The 18668-nt window shown below is 31.9% G+C and carries 15 protein-coding genes and 1 pseudogene; 5 read left to right on the top strand and 11 right to left on the bottom strand.

Going from position 1 to position 18668, the window contains the following annotated elements; genetic code table 11:
- Positions 1-99 precede the first annotated feature (99 nt).
- The 5 genes from I6U48_RS22725 to mntA all read left to right on the top strand — a co-directional run bounded on the left by I6U48_RS22725 (position 100) and on the right by mntA (position 9757).
- Complete coding sequence (locus I6U48_RS22725; RefSeq protein WP_218322772.1) at positions 100-1659, top strand: AAA family ATPase; 1560 nt, start codon at positions 100-102, stop codon at positions 1657-1659.
- A gap of 635 nt (positions 1660-2294) precedes the next feature.
- The gene (locus I6U48_RS22720; protein WP_218322771.1) at positions 2295-4871 is read left to right on the top strand and encodes a type I restriction-modification system subunit M; all 2577 of its coding nucleotides are present in this window, start codon (positions 2295-2297) and stop codon (positions 4869-4871) included.
- A complete protein-coding gene (locus I6U48_RS22715) occupies positions 4871-6091 on the top strand; it encodes a restriction endonuclease subunit S (RefSeq protein WP_218322770.1) in 1221 nt (406 codons plus the stop codon). The genes I6U48_RS22720 and I6U48_RS22715 overlap by 1 nt, the downstream gene beginning before the upstream one ends.
- A gap of 15 nt (positions 6092-6106) precedes the next feature.
- The gene (locus tag I6U48_RS22710) at positions 6107-9256 is read left to right on the top strand and encodes a type I restriction endonuclease subunit R (protein WP_218322769.1); all 3150 of its coding nucleotides are present in this window, start codon (positions 6107-6109) and stop codon (positions 9254-9256) included.
- A 102-nt stretch (positions 9257-9358) separates the two neighbouring features.
- The gene (mntA, locus tag I6U48_RS22705; RefSeq protein WP_218322768.1) at positions 9359-9757 is read left to right on the top strand and encodes a type VII toxin-antitoxin system MntA family adenylyltransferase antitoxin; all 399 of its coding nucleotides are present in this window, start codon (positions 9359-9361) and stop codon (positions 9755-9757) included.
- Positions 9758-9899: 142 nt separating this feature from the next.
- Here the strand turns inward: mntA and I6U48_RS22700 are convergent.
- The 11 genes and pseudogenes from I6U48_RS22700 to I6U48_RS22650 all read right to left on the bottom strand — a co-directional run.
- Positions 9900-10298, bottom strand: a pseudogene (locus I6U48_RS22700) (ATP-binding protein); the annotation flags it as partial.
- A gap of 110 nt (positions 10299-10408) precedes the next feature.
- The gene (locus I6U48_RS22695; RefSeq protein WP_218322767.1) at positions 10409-11431 is read right to left on the bottom strand and encodes a tyrosine-type recombinase/integrase; all 1023 of its coding nucleotides are present in this window, start codon (positions 11429-11431) and stop codon (positions 10409-10411) included.
- Positions 11418-12398 (bottom strand): tyrosine-type recombinase/integrase, encoded by a 981-nt coding sequence (locus I6U48_RS22690; RefSeq protein WP_218322766.1) that lies wholly within the window; start codon positions 12396-12398, stop codon positions 11418-11420. The genes I6U48_RS22695 and I6U48_RS22690 overlap by 14 nt, the downstream gene beginning before the upstream one ends.
- Positions 12388-13635 carry a site-specific integrase gene (locus I6U48_RS22685; protein WP_218322765.1) on the bottom strand — a complete coding sequence of 416 codons (1248 nt, stop codon included), beginning with the start codon at positions 13633-13635 and terminating at the stop codon, positions 12388-12390. The genes I6U48_RS22690 and I6U48_RS22685 overlap by 11 nt, the downstream gene beginning before the upstream one ends.
- 41 nt (positions 13636-13676) lie before the next feature.
- The gene (locus tag I6U48_RS22680) at positions 13677-14066 is read right to left on the bottom strand and encodes a hypothetical protein (RefSeq protein WP_218322764.1); all 390 of its coding nucleotides are present in this window, start codon (positions 14064-14066) and stop codon (positions 13677-13679) included.
- Positions 14047-15030: a DnaD domain-containing protein gene (locus I6U48_RS22675; protein WP_218322763.1), complete on the bottom strand. Its 984-nt coding sequence runs from the start codon at positions 15028-15030 to the stop codon at positions 14047-14049. The genes I6U48_RS22680 and I6U48_RS22675 overlap by 20 nt, the downstream gene beginning before the upstream one ends.
- A 17-nt stretch (positions 15031-15047) precedes the next feature.
- Positions 15048-15707 carry a sigma-70 family RNA polymerase sigma factor gene (locus tag I6U48_RS22670; protein ID WP_218322762.1) on the bottom strand — a complete coding sequence of 220 codons (660 nt, stop codon included), beginning with the start codon at positions 15705-15707 and terminating at the stop codon, positions 15048-15050.
- The gene (locus I6U48_RS22665) at positions 15661-16260 is read right to left on the bottom strand and encodes a sigma-70 family RNA polymerase sigma factor (RefSeq protein WP_218322761.1); all 600 of its coding nucleotides are present in this window, start codon (positions 16258-16260) and stop codon (positions 15661-15663) included. The genes I6U48_RS22670 and I6U48_RS22665 overlap by 47 nt, the downstream gene beginning before the upstream one ends.
- Before the next feature lie 282 nt (positions 16261-16542).
- On the bottom strand, positions 16543-16761 hold the full coding sequence (locus I6U48_RS22660) for a DUF2922 domain-containing protein (RefSeq protein WP_218322760.1): 219 nt from the start codon (positions 16759-16761) through the stop codon (positions 16543-16545).
- 34 nt (positions 16762-16795) lie between these two features.
- On the bottom strand, positions 16796-17020 hold the full coding sequence (locus I6U48_RS22655; protein WP_218322759.1) for a DUF1659 domain-containing protein: 225 nt from the start codon (positions 17018-17020) through the stop codon (positions 16796-16798).
- 213 nt (positions 17021-17233) lie between these two features.
- Complete coding sequence (locus I6U48_RS22650; RefSeq protein WP_218322758.1) at positions 17234-18334, bottom strand: uroporphyrinogen decarboxylase family protein; 1101 nt, start codon at positions 18332-18334, stop codon at positions 17234-17236.
- Between the last annotated feature and the right edge of the window lie 334 nt (positions 18335-18668).

Genomic DNA, 18668 nt, shown 5'->3' with positions numbered 1-18668 from the left:
CTACTTTAATGTTATAATTATTGTAAATAAGTTAAAAATTAAAATGAGCATAAGTTAAATAATAGATTAGAACAACTATAAAGGGATAGGGGGGATTTCATGGCTATATATTTAAATGCTAATAAATCTTTAGAAAATTATAAAAGGTTATTAAATATGGACTATTTTGTTGATAAATCAATGATAATAGAAAAAACTAATAAGCTTATTAATACAGCTAGTAATTATATATGCATAACAAGACCAAGAAGATTTGGAAAATCAAGTGTTGCTAATATGTTAAGTGCTTATTATTCTAAGGCATCAGATTCAAAAGATATATTTGATAATCTTAATATAAGTAAATCAGGAACTTATCGTGAACATTTAAATAAGTATAATGTGATAAATATATCATTCAATGAAATTCCTGATAATATGAAAACTTATGAAGAGTATATAAATAATATAATAAATGAATTAAAAAAAGAGTTAGTAGATTCTTTTGATATAAAACATATATATAATAGCGATAGCCTTAAGAGGGTTTTTGAAAAATCTCAAGAAAAATTTATTTTTGTTTTAGATGAGTGGGATTATATTTTTACAAATAATCTTTTTGAAGAAAATCAGAATGATTTTTTAGAGTTTTTAAGAAATCTTTTAAAGGATCAGCCTTATGTAGCTTTAGCCTATATGACAGGAGTTCTTCCAATAAAGAAGTATTCAAGTGGTTCAGCACTAAATATGTTTGATGAGTTTACTTTTTTAAAGGATAGAATGTTTGGACAATACTTTGGATTTACAGAAGATGAAGTTAAGAGGTTATGTGACAAAAATAATGAAATGAAATTTAAAGAACTTGAAAGTTGGTATAATGGATATTTAACCGCAAAAGGTATTAAAATATATAATCCACGCTCAGTAGTTAAGTCCCTTCAAAACAACCATTGTGAAAGTTATTGGACTAATACTGGTGCTATGGATGAAGTAACAGAATATCTTAAGTACAATACTTTAGAAATTAGGGATGATGTTATAGAAATGGTATCAGGTGAGGAAATTGATATTATAATAGACGAGGAATTTAGAGCTGGGCAAGGAGCACCAAGAACTAAGGAAGAAATATATTCTGCTATGATAGTACTTGGATTTTTATCATATCATGATGGATATTTAAGAATTCCTAATAAAGAACTTATGAAGGAGTTTGAAAAGGCATTAAAGGATAAATCCTTTGGTTATGTTTCAAAGATATTAGAAAACTCAAAAAGAATGTTGAAAGCAACAGTTAACGGAGATACGAAAACTGTGGAAGAGATACTACATGATATTCATAACTCAGAAATACCAATACTTCAGTATAATGATGAAAATAGTCTTTCCTGTGTCCTAACCTTAGCATATCTTTCTGCTAGAGATAAGTATAGAATAGAAAGGGAAGAGAAAACTGGCAAAGGATATGCTGATTTTGTTTTTTATCCTAGACGAAAGAATGATATTGCGTTTATAGTTGAACTTAAGAAGGATGAATTACCAGAGGTAGCAATAGAGCAAATTAGAGAAAAAGAATATATGGAAAAATTAAAAAAAGAGAATGAAGATAAGAAGATATTACTAGTAGCAATATGTTATAACTCAAAGGAAAAAGAACATAGTTGTAAAATTGAAGAATTCTAGCACGTATTAGATAGGCTGTTGTAGTCTATCTATATTTTTTCTGAAAAAGGCTATACATGAATGTGAAATTAAAGGTAAAAAACTGTTGAAAAGAGATACTTTATTTCTTCTTTAAAGGACTCAATAGAGGAGTAATGATTACCTTGAACAGATACTTATCAAAAACTTTATATAGGGAAACAAAGATGGATTGTATACCAAATATAATATTATTTAATATGTTGTTTATTTATGGGATAAAATCGCGAGTTTTGTAACAAAAGCAGAATTGGCATTAAAATGAAATATTACACAACGCAGAGTAGTTACTTACTGTATTGATACATAGAGAAAGTCCTTGATTTCAAGGGCTTTTGCTGTTGTTAGTGCATCAATTTGCAAATATATACAAAATAATGAATATACGGCAAGAGAATCTTAAAAAAATTAAAGAATTATGTTACAATGAAAATGGAAAAAATTTAAAACATCAGAGGGATTGATTAAACTCATATGGGTATGAATAAATTGTTAACAGTTTATTTTACTAAAGTTGGAGCTGATGGTCGTATGGAGAAATATAATGATTTTATAATATTTAGTTTAGCAGCTTATGGTATTTTATAATTGAAATAATAAGAAACGGAGATAAAATAATGATTACATCAGAAGAGATTAAAAGAAGATTATGGAATGGAGCAAATGAATTAAGAGGTTCCATGGATGCAAGCCGTTATAAGGATTATATGCTTGGGCTTATGTTCTACAAGTTTTTAAGCGATAAAACTTTGGAGACTTTTAAAGTAACTTCAGGCTTAGGTCAACTATCGGAGAATGAATTGGTGGATGAGTATGCTAAAGCTAAGACTGAATATGGAGATGGCGTTGAAAAAATGATCCAAGGTGTGCTTAGGTATTATGTATCTCCAGAATATCTTTATCAAACATGGCTCAAAGATATTAATTCGGGAGATTTTGAAGTTCAAAAGGTTACAGATAGCCTCAACAATTTTGAAAGAACAATAGCTGTATCAGGAGATGCTAGTGATTTTAAGGGACTATTTTCTAGTTCTACTCTTGATTTGACAGACACAGCTTTAGGCAGCAATTTAAATGAAAGAAGTAAAAATATTAAAGCACTTATACTCTTATTTGCTGACCTTAACATGGTAGCACTTCAAAAAGGGGATGTGCTTGGAGATGCCTATGAGTATTTGATTGGTCAGTTTGCAATGGAATCTGGGAAGAAGGCTGGAGAATTCTATACCCCACACCAAGTAAGTGAGGTTATGGCTCAGATAGTTGCAAAATCGTCAGATATTAAATCAATATATGATCCAACAGTTGGGTCGGGATCATTGCTTTTGACTGTTAAAAAGCATTTGAATAAGGATGTTCAAAAAGATTTGGCTTACTATGGTCAAGAAAAAAATACAGCTACATATAATTTAACTCGTATGAATCTTCTTCTTCATGGAGTGCGTCCGGAAAAAATGACCATAAAAAATGGTGATACTCTTTCTAAAGATTGGCCAGAAGATCCAGCAAATCCTAATGAAGGAGTGCAATTTGATGCAGTTACTATGAATCCACCTTATTCAGCAAAGAATTGGAATAAAGCAGGATTAAAGGTAAGTGATCCACGTTTTGATTTAGTAGGAGCTTTACCACCAGATTCAAAAGGAGATTTTGCATTTTTACTGCATGGATTATATCACCTAGGAACAAATGGAACTATGGCAATTGTATTACCACATGGGGTATTATTTCGTGGATCTTCAGAGGGAGATATTCGAAAAAAATTATTAGATAAGAGTCGTATTGATGCAATTATCGGGTTACCAAATAATCTGTTTACAAATACAGGAATTCCAGTTGTAATTATAATATTAAAAAAGAATCGTAAAATTGATGCTCCAGTACTTATTATTGATGCATCAAATGGTTTTATTAAAGTAGGAAAACAAAATGTACTTCAGGAAAAAGACATTGCAAAAATAGTGGATGTGTACATGAAAAAAGCAGAGATACCAGGATATAGTCACCTTGCTACACGTGAAGAAATCAAGGGAAATGAATATAATATGAATATTCCACGGTACGTTGAAGCTATGGATACAGAGATTAGTCAAGATGTAGATGCTCACCTGCTAGGTGGAATTCCACAAAAAAATATCGATGATTTAAAAGTTTTACAAGTACTTGTTCCAGACGTCTTGAATAGCTGTTTGCAAACAATTCGTCCTGGATATGTGACTCTTACAAAGCCCATAAGTGAATTAACAAGCGAGATTCTAAATGATGCTAGCATTATTACTATGTCGGATGAAATTAGGACAAAAACAAAGAATTATATAAAGCAATATTGGGATGTTTTACGAAATGTTGATAAATCCACTGATATTGTAAATCTTATGGAAGAAATGCTTGATAGTATCAAGAAAATCTTGTCCGATTATAAGTATATTGATGTATATGATGGATATCAGATTATTGCAGAAATTTGGAAGGATGCATTATCACATGATACAGAGCTTATTGCCAGTAGTGGATTTTATCAGATAGGCCGTACCCGTGAACCTAATATGATAACAAAAGGTTCAGGAAGTAATAAACGAGAGGAACAAGATGGATGGGTTGGAAGTATTATTCCGAGTGTTTTGATTGCAAAGGAACTCTATAGTGTAGAATTAGAGGCAATTGAAAATAAAAGAAATGCCATCCAAGAGATAGAGTCAGAATTAGCTGATTTAGTAGAAGCTGCAAAAGTTGAAGATAGTGAAGAAAATAATGCTTTATATGATGCTTTGAAAAAGAACGAGCATGATGAACCGGGTGATGCTTTCGACAATAAATTATTAAAGGAAGAGTTAAAGAAAGCTGAAAAAGATTCAGAAGAATATAAGTTACTAAAAAAGGTTGAAACATTAATAAATAAGAAATCTTCACTTACTAAAGACATAAAATCTGAAGAAAATGAGCTTAGGAATGCAGTTCAAGAACGTATTTTAGTATTAACAGATGAGGAAATAGATAAGCTAATGTATAAAAAATGGTTTGGATATACTGCTGACAAAATGGTATCTCTAGTACAAATTCCACTTAAAGCTGAATTAAACACACTAACTATGCTACAAGAGCGTTATGCAAGTACACTGCCAGATATAGATATGGAAATAGATAGTTTGATGAGTGAATTTGAAGCACTTAAGAAGGAATTGGTGGTGAAATAATGAGTGAAAATAAGAAAAACGTACCGAAAAGGAGATTTAAAGAGTTCGAAAATGCTGAAGCTTGGGAACAGTGTAAGTTGAATGAAATAGCAGATGTACTCGATGGTGATCGTGGAAATAATTACCCTAATGGGAATGAATTTCAAGAAATAGGGCACACCCTGTTTCTTAGTGCTTCTAATGTGACAACGAATGGTTTTATGTTTGATGATACTCAATATATAACTGAAGAAAAATCCAATAGTATGGGAAATGGTAAGTTGCTTTTGAACGACATTGTTTTAACATCAAGAGGTTCAATTGGTCATATTGCTTGGTATAACAAGGCTATTCAGCAACAAGTACCATTTGCACGCATTAATTCTGGTATGCTAATTTTACGTTCTAAGGATTTTGTTATGCCTTGTTTTGTTGCACAATTTCTAAAATCACCTTTAGGTAAAAAGCAAATAGATTTAATTAGTTTTGGTAGTGCTCAGCCTCAATTAACTAAGAAAGATGTATCTAATTATGTTGTATCTATTCCAAGTGATAGCAACGAGCAAAGGAAGCTAGGCGTTTTTTTTGACAACATCGATAACCTTATCACCCTTCATCAGTGTAAGTTAGAAAAGATGAAAGCATTAAAAAAAGCATATCTTATGGAGATGTTTCCCGATGAAAGAGGATGTAAGCCAAAACTAAGATTTGCTGGGTTTACTGACGATTGGGAACAGCGTAAGGTTAAGGATATATGTTCAATATCAACTGGAAAGAGTAATACACAAGATAAAATTGAGAATGGTGAGTATCCATTTTATGTTCGCTCACCTATCATTGAAAGGAGTAATAGATACTTATATGATGAGGAAGCTGTATTAACAGTTGGTGATGGTGTTGGAACTGGAAAAGTGTTTCATTATGTAAAAGGAAAATATGATCTGCACCAGCGTGTTTATAGGATGTTTGATTTTTACAATGGCGTATCTGGAAAATATTTTTACTATTATTTTTCAACGCATTTTTATAAAAGAGTTATGTCTATGACTGCAAAAACTTCAGTGGATTCTGTTCGATATGAAATGATTTCAGAAATGGATATAAAATATCCGTCTGAACAAGAACAGCACCAAATTGTAAATGTATTGGAACACCTTGGTGACCTTATCACCATCCATCAGCGTAAGCTTGAAAAACTGCAAAATATAAAGAAAGCATACTTAAATGAAATGTTTATTTAGAGAGGAGTTTAAGGTATGAGTAATGCACCTAAAAATGCTTCTGAAAGGGCTTTTCAGGAGAACTTTGTGAAAGAACTAGGAAAATACAAATGGAAGGCTCTGGATCACTTAAACGGAAATAAGAAGAAAGTAACGGTATCTGACCTAATTAATCATTGGAGAGGTGAGCTTAATCGCATAAATGCGGATCAACTTGAAGGTGTAGAATTAACGGATAATGAATTTAAACAGGTAATGGCTAAGGTGGGGCAAATCAGCAATAGCTATGAAGCTGCTAAAATATTATCAATTGAAGAATCAAAAGGAAAAATTGATGGAATTTACCGTGATGATAATCCTAATATAACCAGGAAACAGATTACTTTAACAATACTCAAAAAAGCTGAGGTAAGAGGAGGTGACTCAAGTTACCGTATTGCAAGGGAGGTAGTAACTCCCAGTGGTAATCGATTTGATATAGTATTACTAATCAATGGATTACCACTAATTAATATAGAACAAAAACGTACTGACAAGTCCTTAGATGAAGCCTATGGACAGTTTAAAAGGTATTATAGTGATGGCGAATACTGTAATAACTTCATGGCATTCTCACAGATGATGGTAATTACTACGGAGATTGAAACTCGTTATTTTGCAACACCAAAGTCTATTAAGGATTTTAACCCTGCGTTTGTTTTTCATTGGGCAGATAAAGATAATAAAACCATAAATAATTGGCAGAAAGTTATTGAACATTTTCTGATGATACCTATGGCACATCAAATGGTTGGAGATTATTTAGTCATTGATGAGGCTGAAGAAGAGGAAAATAGAAAACATATGTTGATGCGTCCTTATCAGGTTTACGCATTGCAAGCAGTAGAAGGTGCTGCTTTTGGATGGGATAATGATGGTATACCTCATGGAGGATTTGTTTGGCACACAACTGGTTCTGGAAAAACAATTACTAGTTTTAAGACAGCCTTATTTTTATCTACACGTGCAGGGTTTGATAAGGTAGTATTTTTGGTGGATAGAAGAGAATTGGATAAGACTACTAGGAGTAAATTTAAGGCCTATGCAGTTTATGAGCCAGTAACGGTTGATGAAACAAAACATACATATCAATTAAAAGATAAACTTAAATTACAGAAATCAGGCATTGTAGTCACAACAACATTTAAACTTAATTCACTTGTAAAGGAATTAGAAGAAGCTAAGGACAACACTTTGGCAGATAAAAGAATTGTATTTATTATAGATGAAGCCCATAGAACAACAATGGGACAGATGATGGGATCAATTAAAAATTATTTTAGAAAAAATGGTCTTTTCTACGGTTTTACGGGAACACCTTTATTTGATGAAAATAATATTAAAGGGAAAATAAATGAGAAAAGTGAAGTAATTAACACTACTGAAAAGCTATTTGGGCCAAAACTTCATCAATACACCATTGACGAGGCAATTTCAGATGGAAATGTTTTAGGGTTTCATGTAGATTATATAAATACTGGTGAATTCAAAAGTTATGATGATTTAAGAGAACAGTTAGTAGAAAAAGTCAAAGAAGAGCACCCTGAACTTAGCTGTAGAGATATTGAGCGTAAGGTACAAGAATGGTCTGAAGCAGAAGTGGAAATGCAAGCTAGTAAAAAAAATATTTTAACATATCAAGATGAAACACATATTCCAAGAGTTGTTCTGGAAATATTAAATAACTGGAAAATTCAGTCTCAGGGGAGAGAATTTAATGCTATTTTAACAGTTGCATATAAAAATCGGGTGATTGAATTTTACAATGAATTTAAGAAACAATTAAATGAGCGTGGAGAAAAACTAAATATCGCCATGACATTTAGTTTTGGTAATGAAAATGATCCAGATAATATTTCTCCTGTAATTATTGAAGGAATGTTTAAAGATTACTCTGAGTTTACAGGTATTGAATTTATTGCAGGTGATAAAAAACGTGGAGAAGATGCATATTTTGAAGACCTAGTGGAACGTGCAACTCGTGGTGGAAGTGGACGTAATAAAAAGAATATAGACCTTGTGATTGTGGCAGATCAATTGCTTACAGGATATGATTCTAAAAGGTTGAATACATTGTATGTAGATCGATCTTTGGAACTGCAAGGATTAATCCAAGCATATTCTAGGACAAACCGTGTGTTTGGTAAAAATAAAGAGTTTGGAACAATAGTTAATTTTCAGTATCCAAGGATGACAAAACAAACAGTAGAAACTGCATTAAAATTATACGGTAGTGGTGGAAGTAGTAGTAAAGCAATCGTTGATACATACATTGTAGCCGTTGAAAAATTCAGAATAAATGCTTTGAAAATGGTTGAGTCACTACCAGATCCTTCAAAATGGCAAGAGATAAAAGATCACAAGGAAGAGAAAGACAAGTTTATTTTTGCTTTTAAAGATGCAGCTGAACAGTTGAATTTAGTGGAGCAATATTATGAATATAAATGGGATGATAGTGCATTTGGTATTGATGAGCATACTTGGTTAAAATATAGAGGAGCATATAAAAATTTAATAAGAAATGGTGAAACTGGTGAGCCTATTCCAAGTATTATTAAACCTCTTGTTGGAAAAACAAAGCTTGCAGGAACTCAAGTAATTGATGCAGCTCATATACTTGAGTTGATTGGTTCGAAAGTAAGTAATGTAGGTGGGATTCAAAGGGTAGATGTGGAAACCCTCCGTATAATCTATGAGCAAATTCAAGAACTGAGTGATATGGGAGAAGATAATAAAGCGCATCTGCTAAAGGAATTTGTAGATACTGAATTAGTACCTGGAAATTTGTCCTATAATTTAAATTTTGATGAAGCTTTTGATATTTGGAAACAGAAGAAATTAAAAGCCAATATTGATGACTTAGCAGATAGATGGGGAATTGATAGGGATTTGCTCTTCAAATCTGTGAATGCATTCTCAATAGGACAAGCAGAAGCAATACCTTATATAGATGAATTAACAAAAAGTGTAGACTATGATATGGCAATGGATAAATCAGCAGGAAACAAATTAAAACATATGATGATCTTAATGCAGAAATTGCCAGAATTTATGACTAAAATAAAACAAAAATATGATTCTATCATAACATCAGAATACCAAGATGCGGTAGAAATTGCTGAAACGACTGAAAATTATAATGTTTAAGTAGTTGAAGATGGCGAAAAGATAGAGCTGGTTGTTAACTATCTTTTAAGTTAATGTTTAATGAAGGCTTAGGAAAATAAAAAAGGATCTGGAGGTGATACTGTGCTAAATATAGAAAATAAAATAGAAAGCTTAAAAAAATACTTTAGTGAGCAGCCTAATGTTTTAGGAGCATGGATAATAGGTTCATATGGGACTGAGTATCAAAGAGAGGATAGCGATATTGATTTTGCTATACTTTATGATAAAGATATAAATGATCTAGAAGAAATGAAATTTGCTGGTGATCTTACGGAATTACTTAAAATAGAGAATATTGATACTATAAATTTAAAAAAGGCACCTATCACACTTCAATTCAAAACTATAAAAGAAGGTAGAACCTTGTATGAAGCAGATTATATAAAAGTGTGTGATTATATAGAAGATGTGATAAATAACTACCAAAATAAAAAATATTATTTAGATCAATTTGATAAGGACTATTTTGCTAGCTTTTAGCTAAGGTATGGATAAAAAATATGTTATCAAACATCCACTAAAAGAAACATTTTCACTACAGTTTGAAGTAAGGTCAGAAATCTTTCGCCATTCTTCTGCCAATGTAGAAAATAGCATAAAAATTCGAGGATAGAGAGCTATTTTAGCCCTCTATCCTAAAGTTATTCTCTTTTCCCAAAATCTCCACCATATAATCCTTACACATCTCAATAATCCTGCTTCCAACCCCCTCATCAAAAAACAGCAATCTTTCTGCAGTAAATTCAGAAGATACAATAATAGGGAGATTATTCATATATCTGTAGTTTATAATCTCAAAAACTATATTAATATCTGCATCATTAATCTTGCCTTTAAATAAATCATCTATGATAAGAACTGAAGAAACCTTGTATTTCCTCAAGCAGTTAACGTAAAACTCTTCATCCAGTATGTTCTGTTTTAGCTTTAAAATTTCATCTCTATAGGACATATATACTACAGGAATACCTTTACTTAAAAGATTCAAACCTATAGCAACACTTAAGTGAGTTTTTCCGTTATGTAAAACTTTCTATAAAGGAAATTATCGAAAGATTTTGTTTATCGAAAGATTCTTAATGAGCACTTGATAATTCAGTAAGTGTTGATTAAAAATCTTTCGATAATAAATTAGCGGCAGAAATCATCAAGCCATTGAAGTAATTCTGTATTTTCTGTCCATAAAGGTATATTTTGCGTAACAACTTCCGGATAAGTATTCTCTAATGCAACTCTTTTTAATTCGGTTTCTGCTCTTAGGTAAATTTCTGTTGTAGTCACACTTACGTGCCCTAATAGGTCTCGAATATATATCAGATTTACACCTGATTCTAGTAAATGAATAGCTTTTGTATGCCGAATAAGGTGTGGATGAATTGTTTTGGGAAAAATGATTTCAGTATATGTGTTCTTTGCCTGTTTGAAATATTTATTCAATATATATGTGATGCCCGGACGGGTAAAGCATTCGTATCTGCTGTTGTAGAAAAGATAGGTCTGTTGCCTACCGTTATCCAACAAATGATTCTCTTCCATATAATACTGCAAAATCTGACTGACTTTATCCATCAATGGCACACAACGTGTTTTATTACCTTTGCCCGTTAGGGTAATTGTAGCAGGCTTTTGAAGTCTAACGTTGCAGACTTTAAGATCTATCAACTCTTGAACACGAGCACCAGTATCATACAAAATAGATATTACTGCAAGATCTCGTCGTCCCTTTTTTGTAGATGTGTCTGGCTGTTCTAAAAATATTTTCAAGCATTCTTTTGTTAGATATTCAACTGTTGAATGATTGCGCTTCTTAAATGGTATACCAAGTATTCGTTGACTTTCATGCAAAATTTCAGGATATTCACCTTGTGCATAGCGAAAAAAACTATGAATTGCTGCTAACCTTTGATTTCTTGTGTTAATACTTATGCCCCTTTCTTTTTCTAGCCACACAAGAAATTCCTTAATATGATCAGCAGTTGTATCTTTGAATGTAATGCGTTCTGCCTTGATTCCCAATATACTACTAAAGAAACCAAGCATCTGTTTATACGTATCTCTGTAAGAACGAATTGTGTTTAAGCTAACATTCCTCTGCCCCGGAAGAAACTCTGCTAAATAACGAGTAAGTATTTTGGCAAAATCAGTTTGTTTCATTTACCTTCACCTCCGGTATTAACCAAGAACAGTTATCTTCAACTTTTTTAATGATATCAGGATATAAGTCAGCTGTAAGTTTAAGATAACGCTGGCTTCCACGCATATCCTCGTGACCTAGATATATAGATAAATATGGTAAACAATTAGTTAAGTCCTTTTTATCAAGGACCCATTTCTTAAGACAATGAACAGCAAAAGTATGTCTCAGATCGTGTAATCTTGGACCTTTACCAGTATGAGATATACCTGCATCCCACAGAATATCACGAAATAGCTTATAAATAGTACTACTTTTATAGTTTCCGCCAAAAGGAGACGGAAAAAAATATGTGCAGTTAGATTGTCTCACAAGGACAATGCCATAGTATTTACGACATCTTTCTGTAAGAGCGTCTGACATGGGAAGCTTTCTTTCTTTTCCAAACTTTGTACATCTAATATAGAGAGTACCATCTGAAAGATTGATATCTTCAATTTTTAGATTTAATGCTTCCGAAACTCGAAGTCCGCAGCTATAAAGCATCCTAATAAGCAATGAGAGGATTAGGTGTCGATAAGGAGATTCTTTAGCAACAGAACATCGGTCGCAAGCTGAGAATATTAACATCATTTCTTTTTTTGAAAAGATATATGGTGTATACGGGTAACGATTAATTGTAATCATTCCTTTTGGATATATATAAGCTTGCTCACCCATACGATTCATATATTCTCCGAGTCCACGTAGCAATGATATTCTACCAGCTTGAGTTGAAATTGTCTCATATGGAGAACGCTTCGTCCAATTTAAAACAATGTCTTTGGTTAACTCTTTTGTTAAAATTGGAAAAGAACATACATAACTATCAAACCTTTTGAGCATGGAAGTACCTTTTTCAAACTTATAGCCAACTGCCTTTTTCTCGCTGATAAAGCCTGCTATGGAATCAGCAAACACGCTATAAAAGTTAAATTCATCTTTCATAATCAAACACCTCCTCCGGATTAAGTGCACATTCTTTTAATCCATCCATATCTGTTCGAAGATAAACCGCGGTAGATTTTGAATCTATATGTCCTAATATTTCTGTTATAACAGGAAGAGGCGTACCTTGTGCAAGAAGAGTGCTTGCTAATGCGTGTCGGAGTGAATGAAGCCCATGCCTGTTTCCCGGAGGGATGGATATGCCAGCTTTTCGTGTATATTTTGTAATGATGTTATTCATATTTGCATTTTTGCCGAAAGGTTCGTATGGTGCATTTAGACGTACAAATAAATAAGGAGACTCACAGTTTGCAGGACGTCCGTTCTTCAAGTAATCAATCAGCGCCCATCCTATATCATTAAGTATAGGATATTTAGCTTTAACGTTGGTCTTTTCTTGAATAATATTTATAGCCATGTTTTTCCAATCAAGGTCCGTAAGTTTCATAGCCTTAATATCTCCAGCTCGAATGCCTAGTTTAGCAACAAGAATCAGTATAGCATAATCCCGTTTGCCCAAAGGATTTCCACGATCAATGGATTCTAGCATATGTTTTACTGCCTCCGGCTTCCAAGTAGAAGGTACAGCCGGATAATAATATTTATTTTGTTTTGGAACAATCAAAGATAAATCTTTTTCAGTATATTTTTTATGATACGAAAACCTTAAAAACATTCTAAGAGTTGTAAGAATTGCTGCAATGCTTTTTTCATGATGATGATAAATGGTTTTAACATAATCAGTAATAATATTAGGCGTTATTTCATTAAGATCTTTTATGTTTTTTAAATGCAGATAGTCTATGAAGAAAAAGAGTCTCTGAAGCCTTGTTCGCATTCCACGAATAGAATACTCATTATCTTGGCATTCTTTCTCATATGCAGTTAGTACTTGCTCAAACTGAGGTGGTTTAATGTAATTCTTCTTTTTAACAATCCGCCTGATGATTATACCATGAATCTGATAGTCTCCTAACATTCTCACACTACGAAGTGCATGCTTACATTTTTGTGGAAAAGACTGCAGATAGTAATTAATTGCACAGTCGTATTTTTCGGCAAGATATTGTCTGCCAAGTTCTTCAGAAAAATAAATTTCATTATGTTCTTTTGCAAAAGATAAAATTCTGTTAAAAGATGCTCGAAACTGACAGACTGTATTATTGGCATAGTTCATTTTTTTAAGTTCCTCAACTACTTTTGTGGCAAGCTCGTTAATTGTTAACTTAGTTTCCATAATAACCTCCTTGAATAGAATAGTAATTACATTCTGAAGTATTATCGAAAGAAATCAAAGTACTGATGCTTAAATATCAATAATAAACTCTCATTTCTTTCGATAACATAAAACTTTCGATAATTTCCACTGCCAACCTGTCCCAAAAATGCTATGCTGTTTCTTCTGTTGGATTTTATGCTGTTAAAATTTTTAAAGTAGGCAATAGCTGCACCTTTAGCTTTTTTAGAGGCTTCATTGTAAGGTTTATAGCTGCCAAAAGTAAGTCTGTTTCTTTCTTTTTCTATTCCAGAAACCTTCCACAATAGTTTTGTTTTATCTATTTCTCTGCAAGTGCAGAAGATAATGGTATCCTGCCCACTTGAATTATGTTTTATAATAAACCCTTTGCCTCCGCATATAGTGCAAGAGTTAAATAAGTTCTTGTCCATATGAAGCTGTTGAGATTTTTGGCTCTGGAGGTTTGTAGCCTGTCCATTTGTTTTCTGTCGCAGTCTTTGGATGACTTCCTCTATTCTTCCTAGGGTCGCCTGTAAGTCTTCCATAATTTTTCTCCTCCTTGTATTTTCTGAAGCTTTCAGTAAAAGCTTCTGCATCAATTTTATTTTTAACTCCATTATCCATCCAATTGTATAAAACTTTTTCTATATATCTTAGGTTTCTTGCATTGTTTTGGAGAGATTGTTGTATGGCAAATATTATAAGCTCAGGGTCTTTGAATTCCTCCAAAAGATATTTAAGTCTTTCAAGTTCATAACCTCCGGGAAAGCTTATATTTTTCATATAGAACTCTACTATATCCTTGAAAGAACTGCTTTCAGGAAGTATATTTAAAACCTTTTCCACATCGGATGATTGTGCTTTGCGAGATTCTAAGGCTGTAGAGGCATTTTCCTTTATAGCATCATCATTATGTGTAGTTTCTGTAGTAGTTTCTGGTATTGCTTGGCCAGAATTATTCACATCCTCAGCTAAATTTAATCCACTGCAGTGCATATTTTTATCTTCCATTGCATCATTTATGGTTATCGATAGTTCATCTTTATCGGTCGTATCTTTATGCTTTTCAAGAAAAGCTTTGAGTTTATCATAGTTTATTGTGTACCATTTAGTCTTGTCCATTTTACATTTATTAAAGTTAGCACATAGAATTATCTCCATGTCTTCAAGGTTTTTTATAGCCTTTTTTATTGTATTTGTAGAGATAAAACTCAATTGTTTATGCCAATTCTCGTAGCTGTTGTACACCCAGGACATACCATCTATTATGTTAGTTTTTTTATTTATCCAATAATGAATTTGATTTAAAATTATACTCTCATTAAGTCCCAAAAGCTCTGCAAGCTTAGGGTGAAATATCATTATATTTTCATCTTTTATTAATGTATTATCCAAGTTGAATCCCTCCAGTTTCATCTTTCAACTTTTGAGGTTGAGAAATATTTTTTTAGCTTTTCTATTGCTCTTATTTTTCTTTTAATAGCCGTTGCTTTCTTTAAACCTTTTATCTCTGAATATTCCTTCAAAGATCTTTGTTTAAAGTAAAACCAATCTACAATTTCTAGTTCTTTTGGGTTTAGGGTAAATAATGCTTTTCTAAGTATAATTATTTCCTCTTTAAGGATTATTTCAGCTTCCAAATTCACATCTGATGCTAGAATTTCAAGGAGTTCTATGCCGTCTTCATTTAACTTATTTAAACTGCATTTGAATTTTTTATCATTTCTTTTATTAAGAAATCTTCTTAATTCATCGTTAAGAGCATTTTTTATTATTTTTTTAGCATAAGCGATAAATCCTGGCGATCTGCTGCAATCATATTTATTTACGGCCTTAATTAAAGCTATACTGGCTATTTGAGCTAAATCCTGAGTTTCATAGCCATCTATATAAATTTCTAATGAACTTTTCATTATTAGAGGCTTGCACTTATTTAAAATATATTCTAAGGCTCTTGAATTACCAGCTTGAGCTTCTTTTATGGTTTCAATTAGGTCTAGCTTATTTATTTTTATTCCCTCCTCTCTAATAGTGTATAAGGTATTTTTCTGACAGATGATGAGCTTTTGCATACTTTCTCATTTTACTGACAGCTTTGCTCATATAGGATCTTACCGTTACTGTTTTATACTCTTTTCTTTCTGCATATTCATAAATGCTTTCCTCTTCCTTTAGGTTACAGGTGACAGTATTTTTTTCTTCTTTGCTTAGGTCTGTAAATAAGTGGTCATAGATTAATTCTTCATTAGATATTTTTGAAATAACATATTCTTCGATTGAAGTTGAAACACTTATGTTTTCAGAGAATTCATTTAGAGAGGCTACTCTGTAGAAAGGTTGAATATAGCTCTTTAGGAGTTTTGAAGCGCAATTTCTTATAATAGCGTTCATGTAAGCATAAAATTCTTTATCTGTTTTTCCATCAAAGGTATAAGTTCCATTAATTAGTTTGGTATTTACCTCACTTATATAATCAAATTCATATTGATTTCCATATGTTTTTCCTATATAAGAAGTATATATACTTTTTGCATAATCCTTGAATATGTTGTTTAATTCGATAATACAATCAGATTCCTTATTTTTTACACCGTTAATTAGTCTTTGTAGTTTTTCAATTTTCATTTTACTATCCCCTTTGCTGCAAAAATTTTCATTAATATAGCAATTAAAGCAATTATCTTGCAAATTATAATTTGCGGTTTCATTTAAAATAATTGCTAGTACACTATACATATCCATTTTTATACTTTTTTGTTGCGATTTTTAAAAGAAATTTCCTAATTATTGTATGACAATTTTCTTGAATAATCTGTAAAAAACTGCGATATTGAAACTTTTTTGCTGAAATATAAAAAACAGAGAATAATTATAAAAATTCTTCTCTGTTTGTATGAAATAGTTATTTTATTTTACATTGAATTCAGATGTGCTTTTGTCAATTAATTGAGCGGAATCTTTTGACTTTAAGTCTCCTCCGGATGTTGTGAATACATTTTTTTCAATTATTACATCCATAGCAGCTTTAGTTTCCGCTTCAGTTACATCATCTTTTACATTATTAATTCTTACAGCAGTCTTTTTGCCGGCCTCATTTAAAAAATTCATTACTAGTGTTTTACTCATAAACATATCCCCCTCTTACTTTACTTACAATTGATTAAGCGTTTGTTATTCCGTTTTGATCTTCTCTTATGACTTCATCTAGAGTTTTACCAAGCAGTTTACCTATTTCCACCGCTGCATCAAAGATGTCTTGCTCTACAGCAGTAGTTTTTACCTTGGAAAAGCTCTGCTTTTTGATTATTTCCTTTCCTTTGGCATCTACACCATCCTTGTACTTAATTACTAATGCACTGCTTAGCTTTGTTGATTTTGCAGCCATACTTATCAACCCCTTTCACTTAATATATACCCTTGTTTTTGAAAAAGGTGACATTGTTTTATCTAATAAGGTAGAGTGGGGGAGTTTACATGTTTGAAGAAAAAGGAAGCAGTCACTTTTTTAAAAAATAGATGAATTTGGATAATAAAACAAAGGGATATTTTTTAAACTGATTACATAGTTTTAAAAACTCCCTTTGTTTTATATTTTATATTATCTTCCTGTTGCAGCTGCAACCATAGCTTGTACATTTTCTGCATTGGCATTATATGGAACACAACAACCAGCGCCCATAATAAAGCCTGATCCCATATCCTCTACAAGATTCGAACAATAATCATATACTTCGTCAGGAGTACCAAGGGTAAGTAAAGCTGGAGGAGTATTACATTGTATGGCCATAACATCTCCCAGTACTTCTTTAATCTTGTAAAGATCCATGATACTAGCAGGAGCAAAAATACATTTTCCCTTTGGAAAATTGCGGAAGAAGTCAAGATCTCTCTCATAATCTCCGTCAATATGCCATTGGACAATAGAACCTTCTTCGATTACCATATCAGCAATTGCTTTATAATATTTACCTACGATACGATCCCAATGTTTTTTAGAATAAAATTGACTGGCACCACGTGCGGCACCAACACATACGGAAAAAGGTTTTGTATTTCGTATTTGTTGTCTTAAACTTTTGATATGGTACTCGTGTATGACATCCAATACAGCATAAACTTTATCTGGAATTTTATGAAGATCTCTCGAAAAGTTTTCAAGTGTACGTCCAGCACTTAGATAATCCACCTCAAAGGATGAAAATACAGTAGAGCATGCAACGTATCCTTCTTTTTTAAATTTTTGTTGAGCTGTTGAAAAATATTCAGGCTGTTTAAATATTTCATTTATGTTTAATCTATTCTGAACATAATCTGTGAAAAAGTATTCAAAACCTTTGTTTAGAATAGTATCATAGTCATCTTCTGTTATTAGTTTTTTTTCATTAATATGGCAAGATTTATCTTTAAAAAGTTTATGTTTATGAAGTTTAACACTTGAAAGTTGTCTAAGTCTTAATTCTGGAGAATATGAAGAACAGAAGTCAATAGCATCCACATCTCCCATCTCTTTGAAGGAATCAAGTATGGTTTGATTGGATAACTCATCATTATCATAAAACTCAGATAATTTTACATCTATGTGATTTGCCCAGAAAGAGTCTGTTGTTATTAATACAGGAATCCTGTCGGTTTTTTCCAATGATATTGCTTTTTCCATTCTTCTTAAATGTTGATCATATGCTTCTTTATTACTTTTCAATTGAATCCCTCCATGTTTTAATTTTAATTTATAAGATTGGTAAATTACCAGAAGAGGTTAAATAGTCTCAATTCAATAGAATATAGAGCTAAATCATTTGGGATATTATTAAATATATTAATTACGTTGATTGTAAAAAAATTTTTATAAGTTATAAACAAAATATTATTAATTTACTACGGTTAAACGGTCTCAGCCCATATAATATAGGGTTGAGACCGTTTAAATTTATTTTTATTTCCACTGTTCTACTTGGGGGAGTAGTAATCAGTGTAATGAAGGGGAACTTATTTAATAGTTTCTTATTTACAAGAAACAAAGACTAAAAATATTT

Source organism: Clostridium thailandense (assembly GCF_019207025.1).
Taxonomy (GTDB): Bacteria; Bacillota; Clostridia; order Clostridiales; family Clostridiaceae; genus Clostridium_AM; species Clostridium_AM thailandense.
Note: the sequence above shows the minus strand (reverse complement) of the source record. Positions and strands in the feature narration are given on the sequence as shown.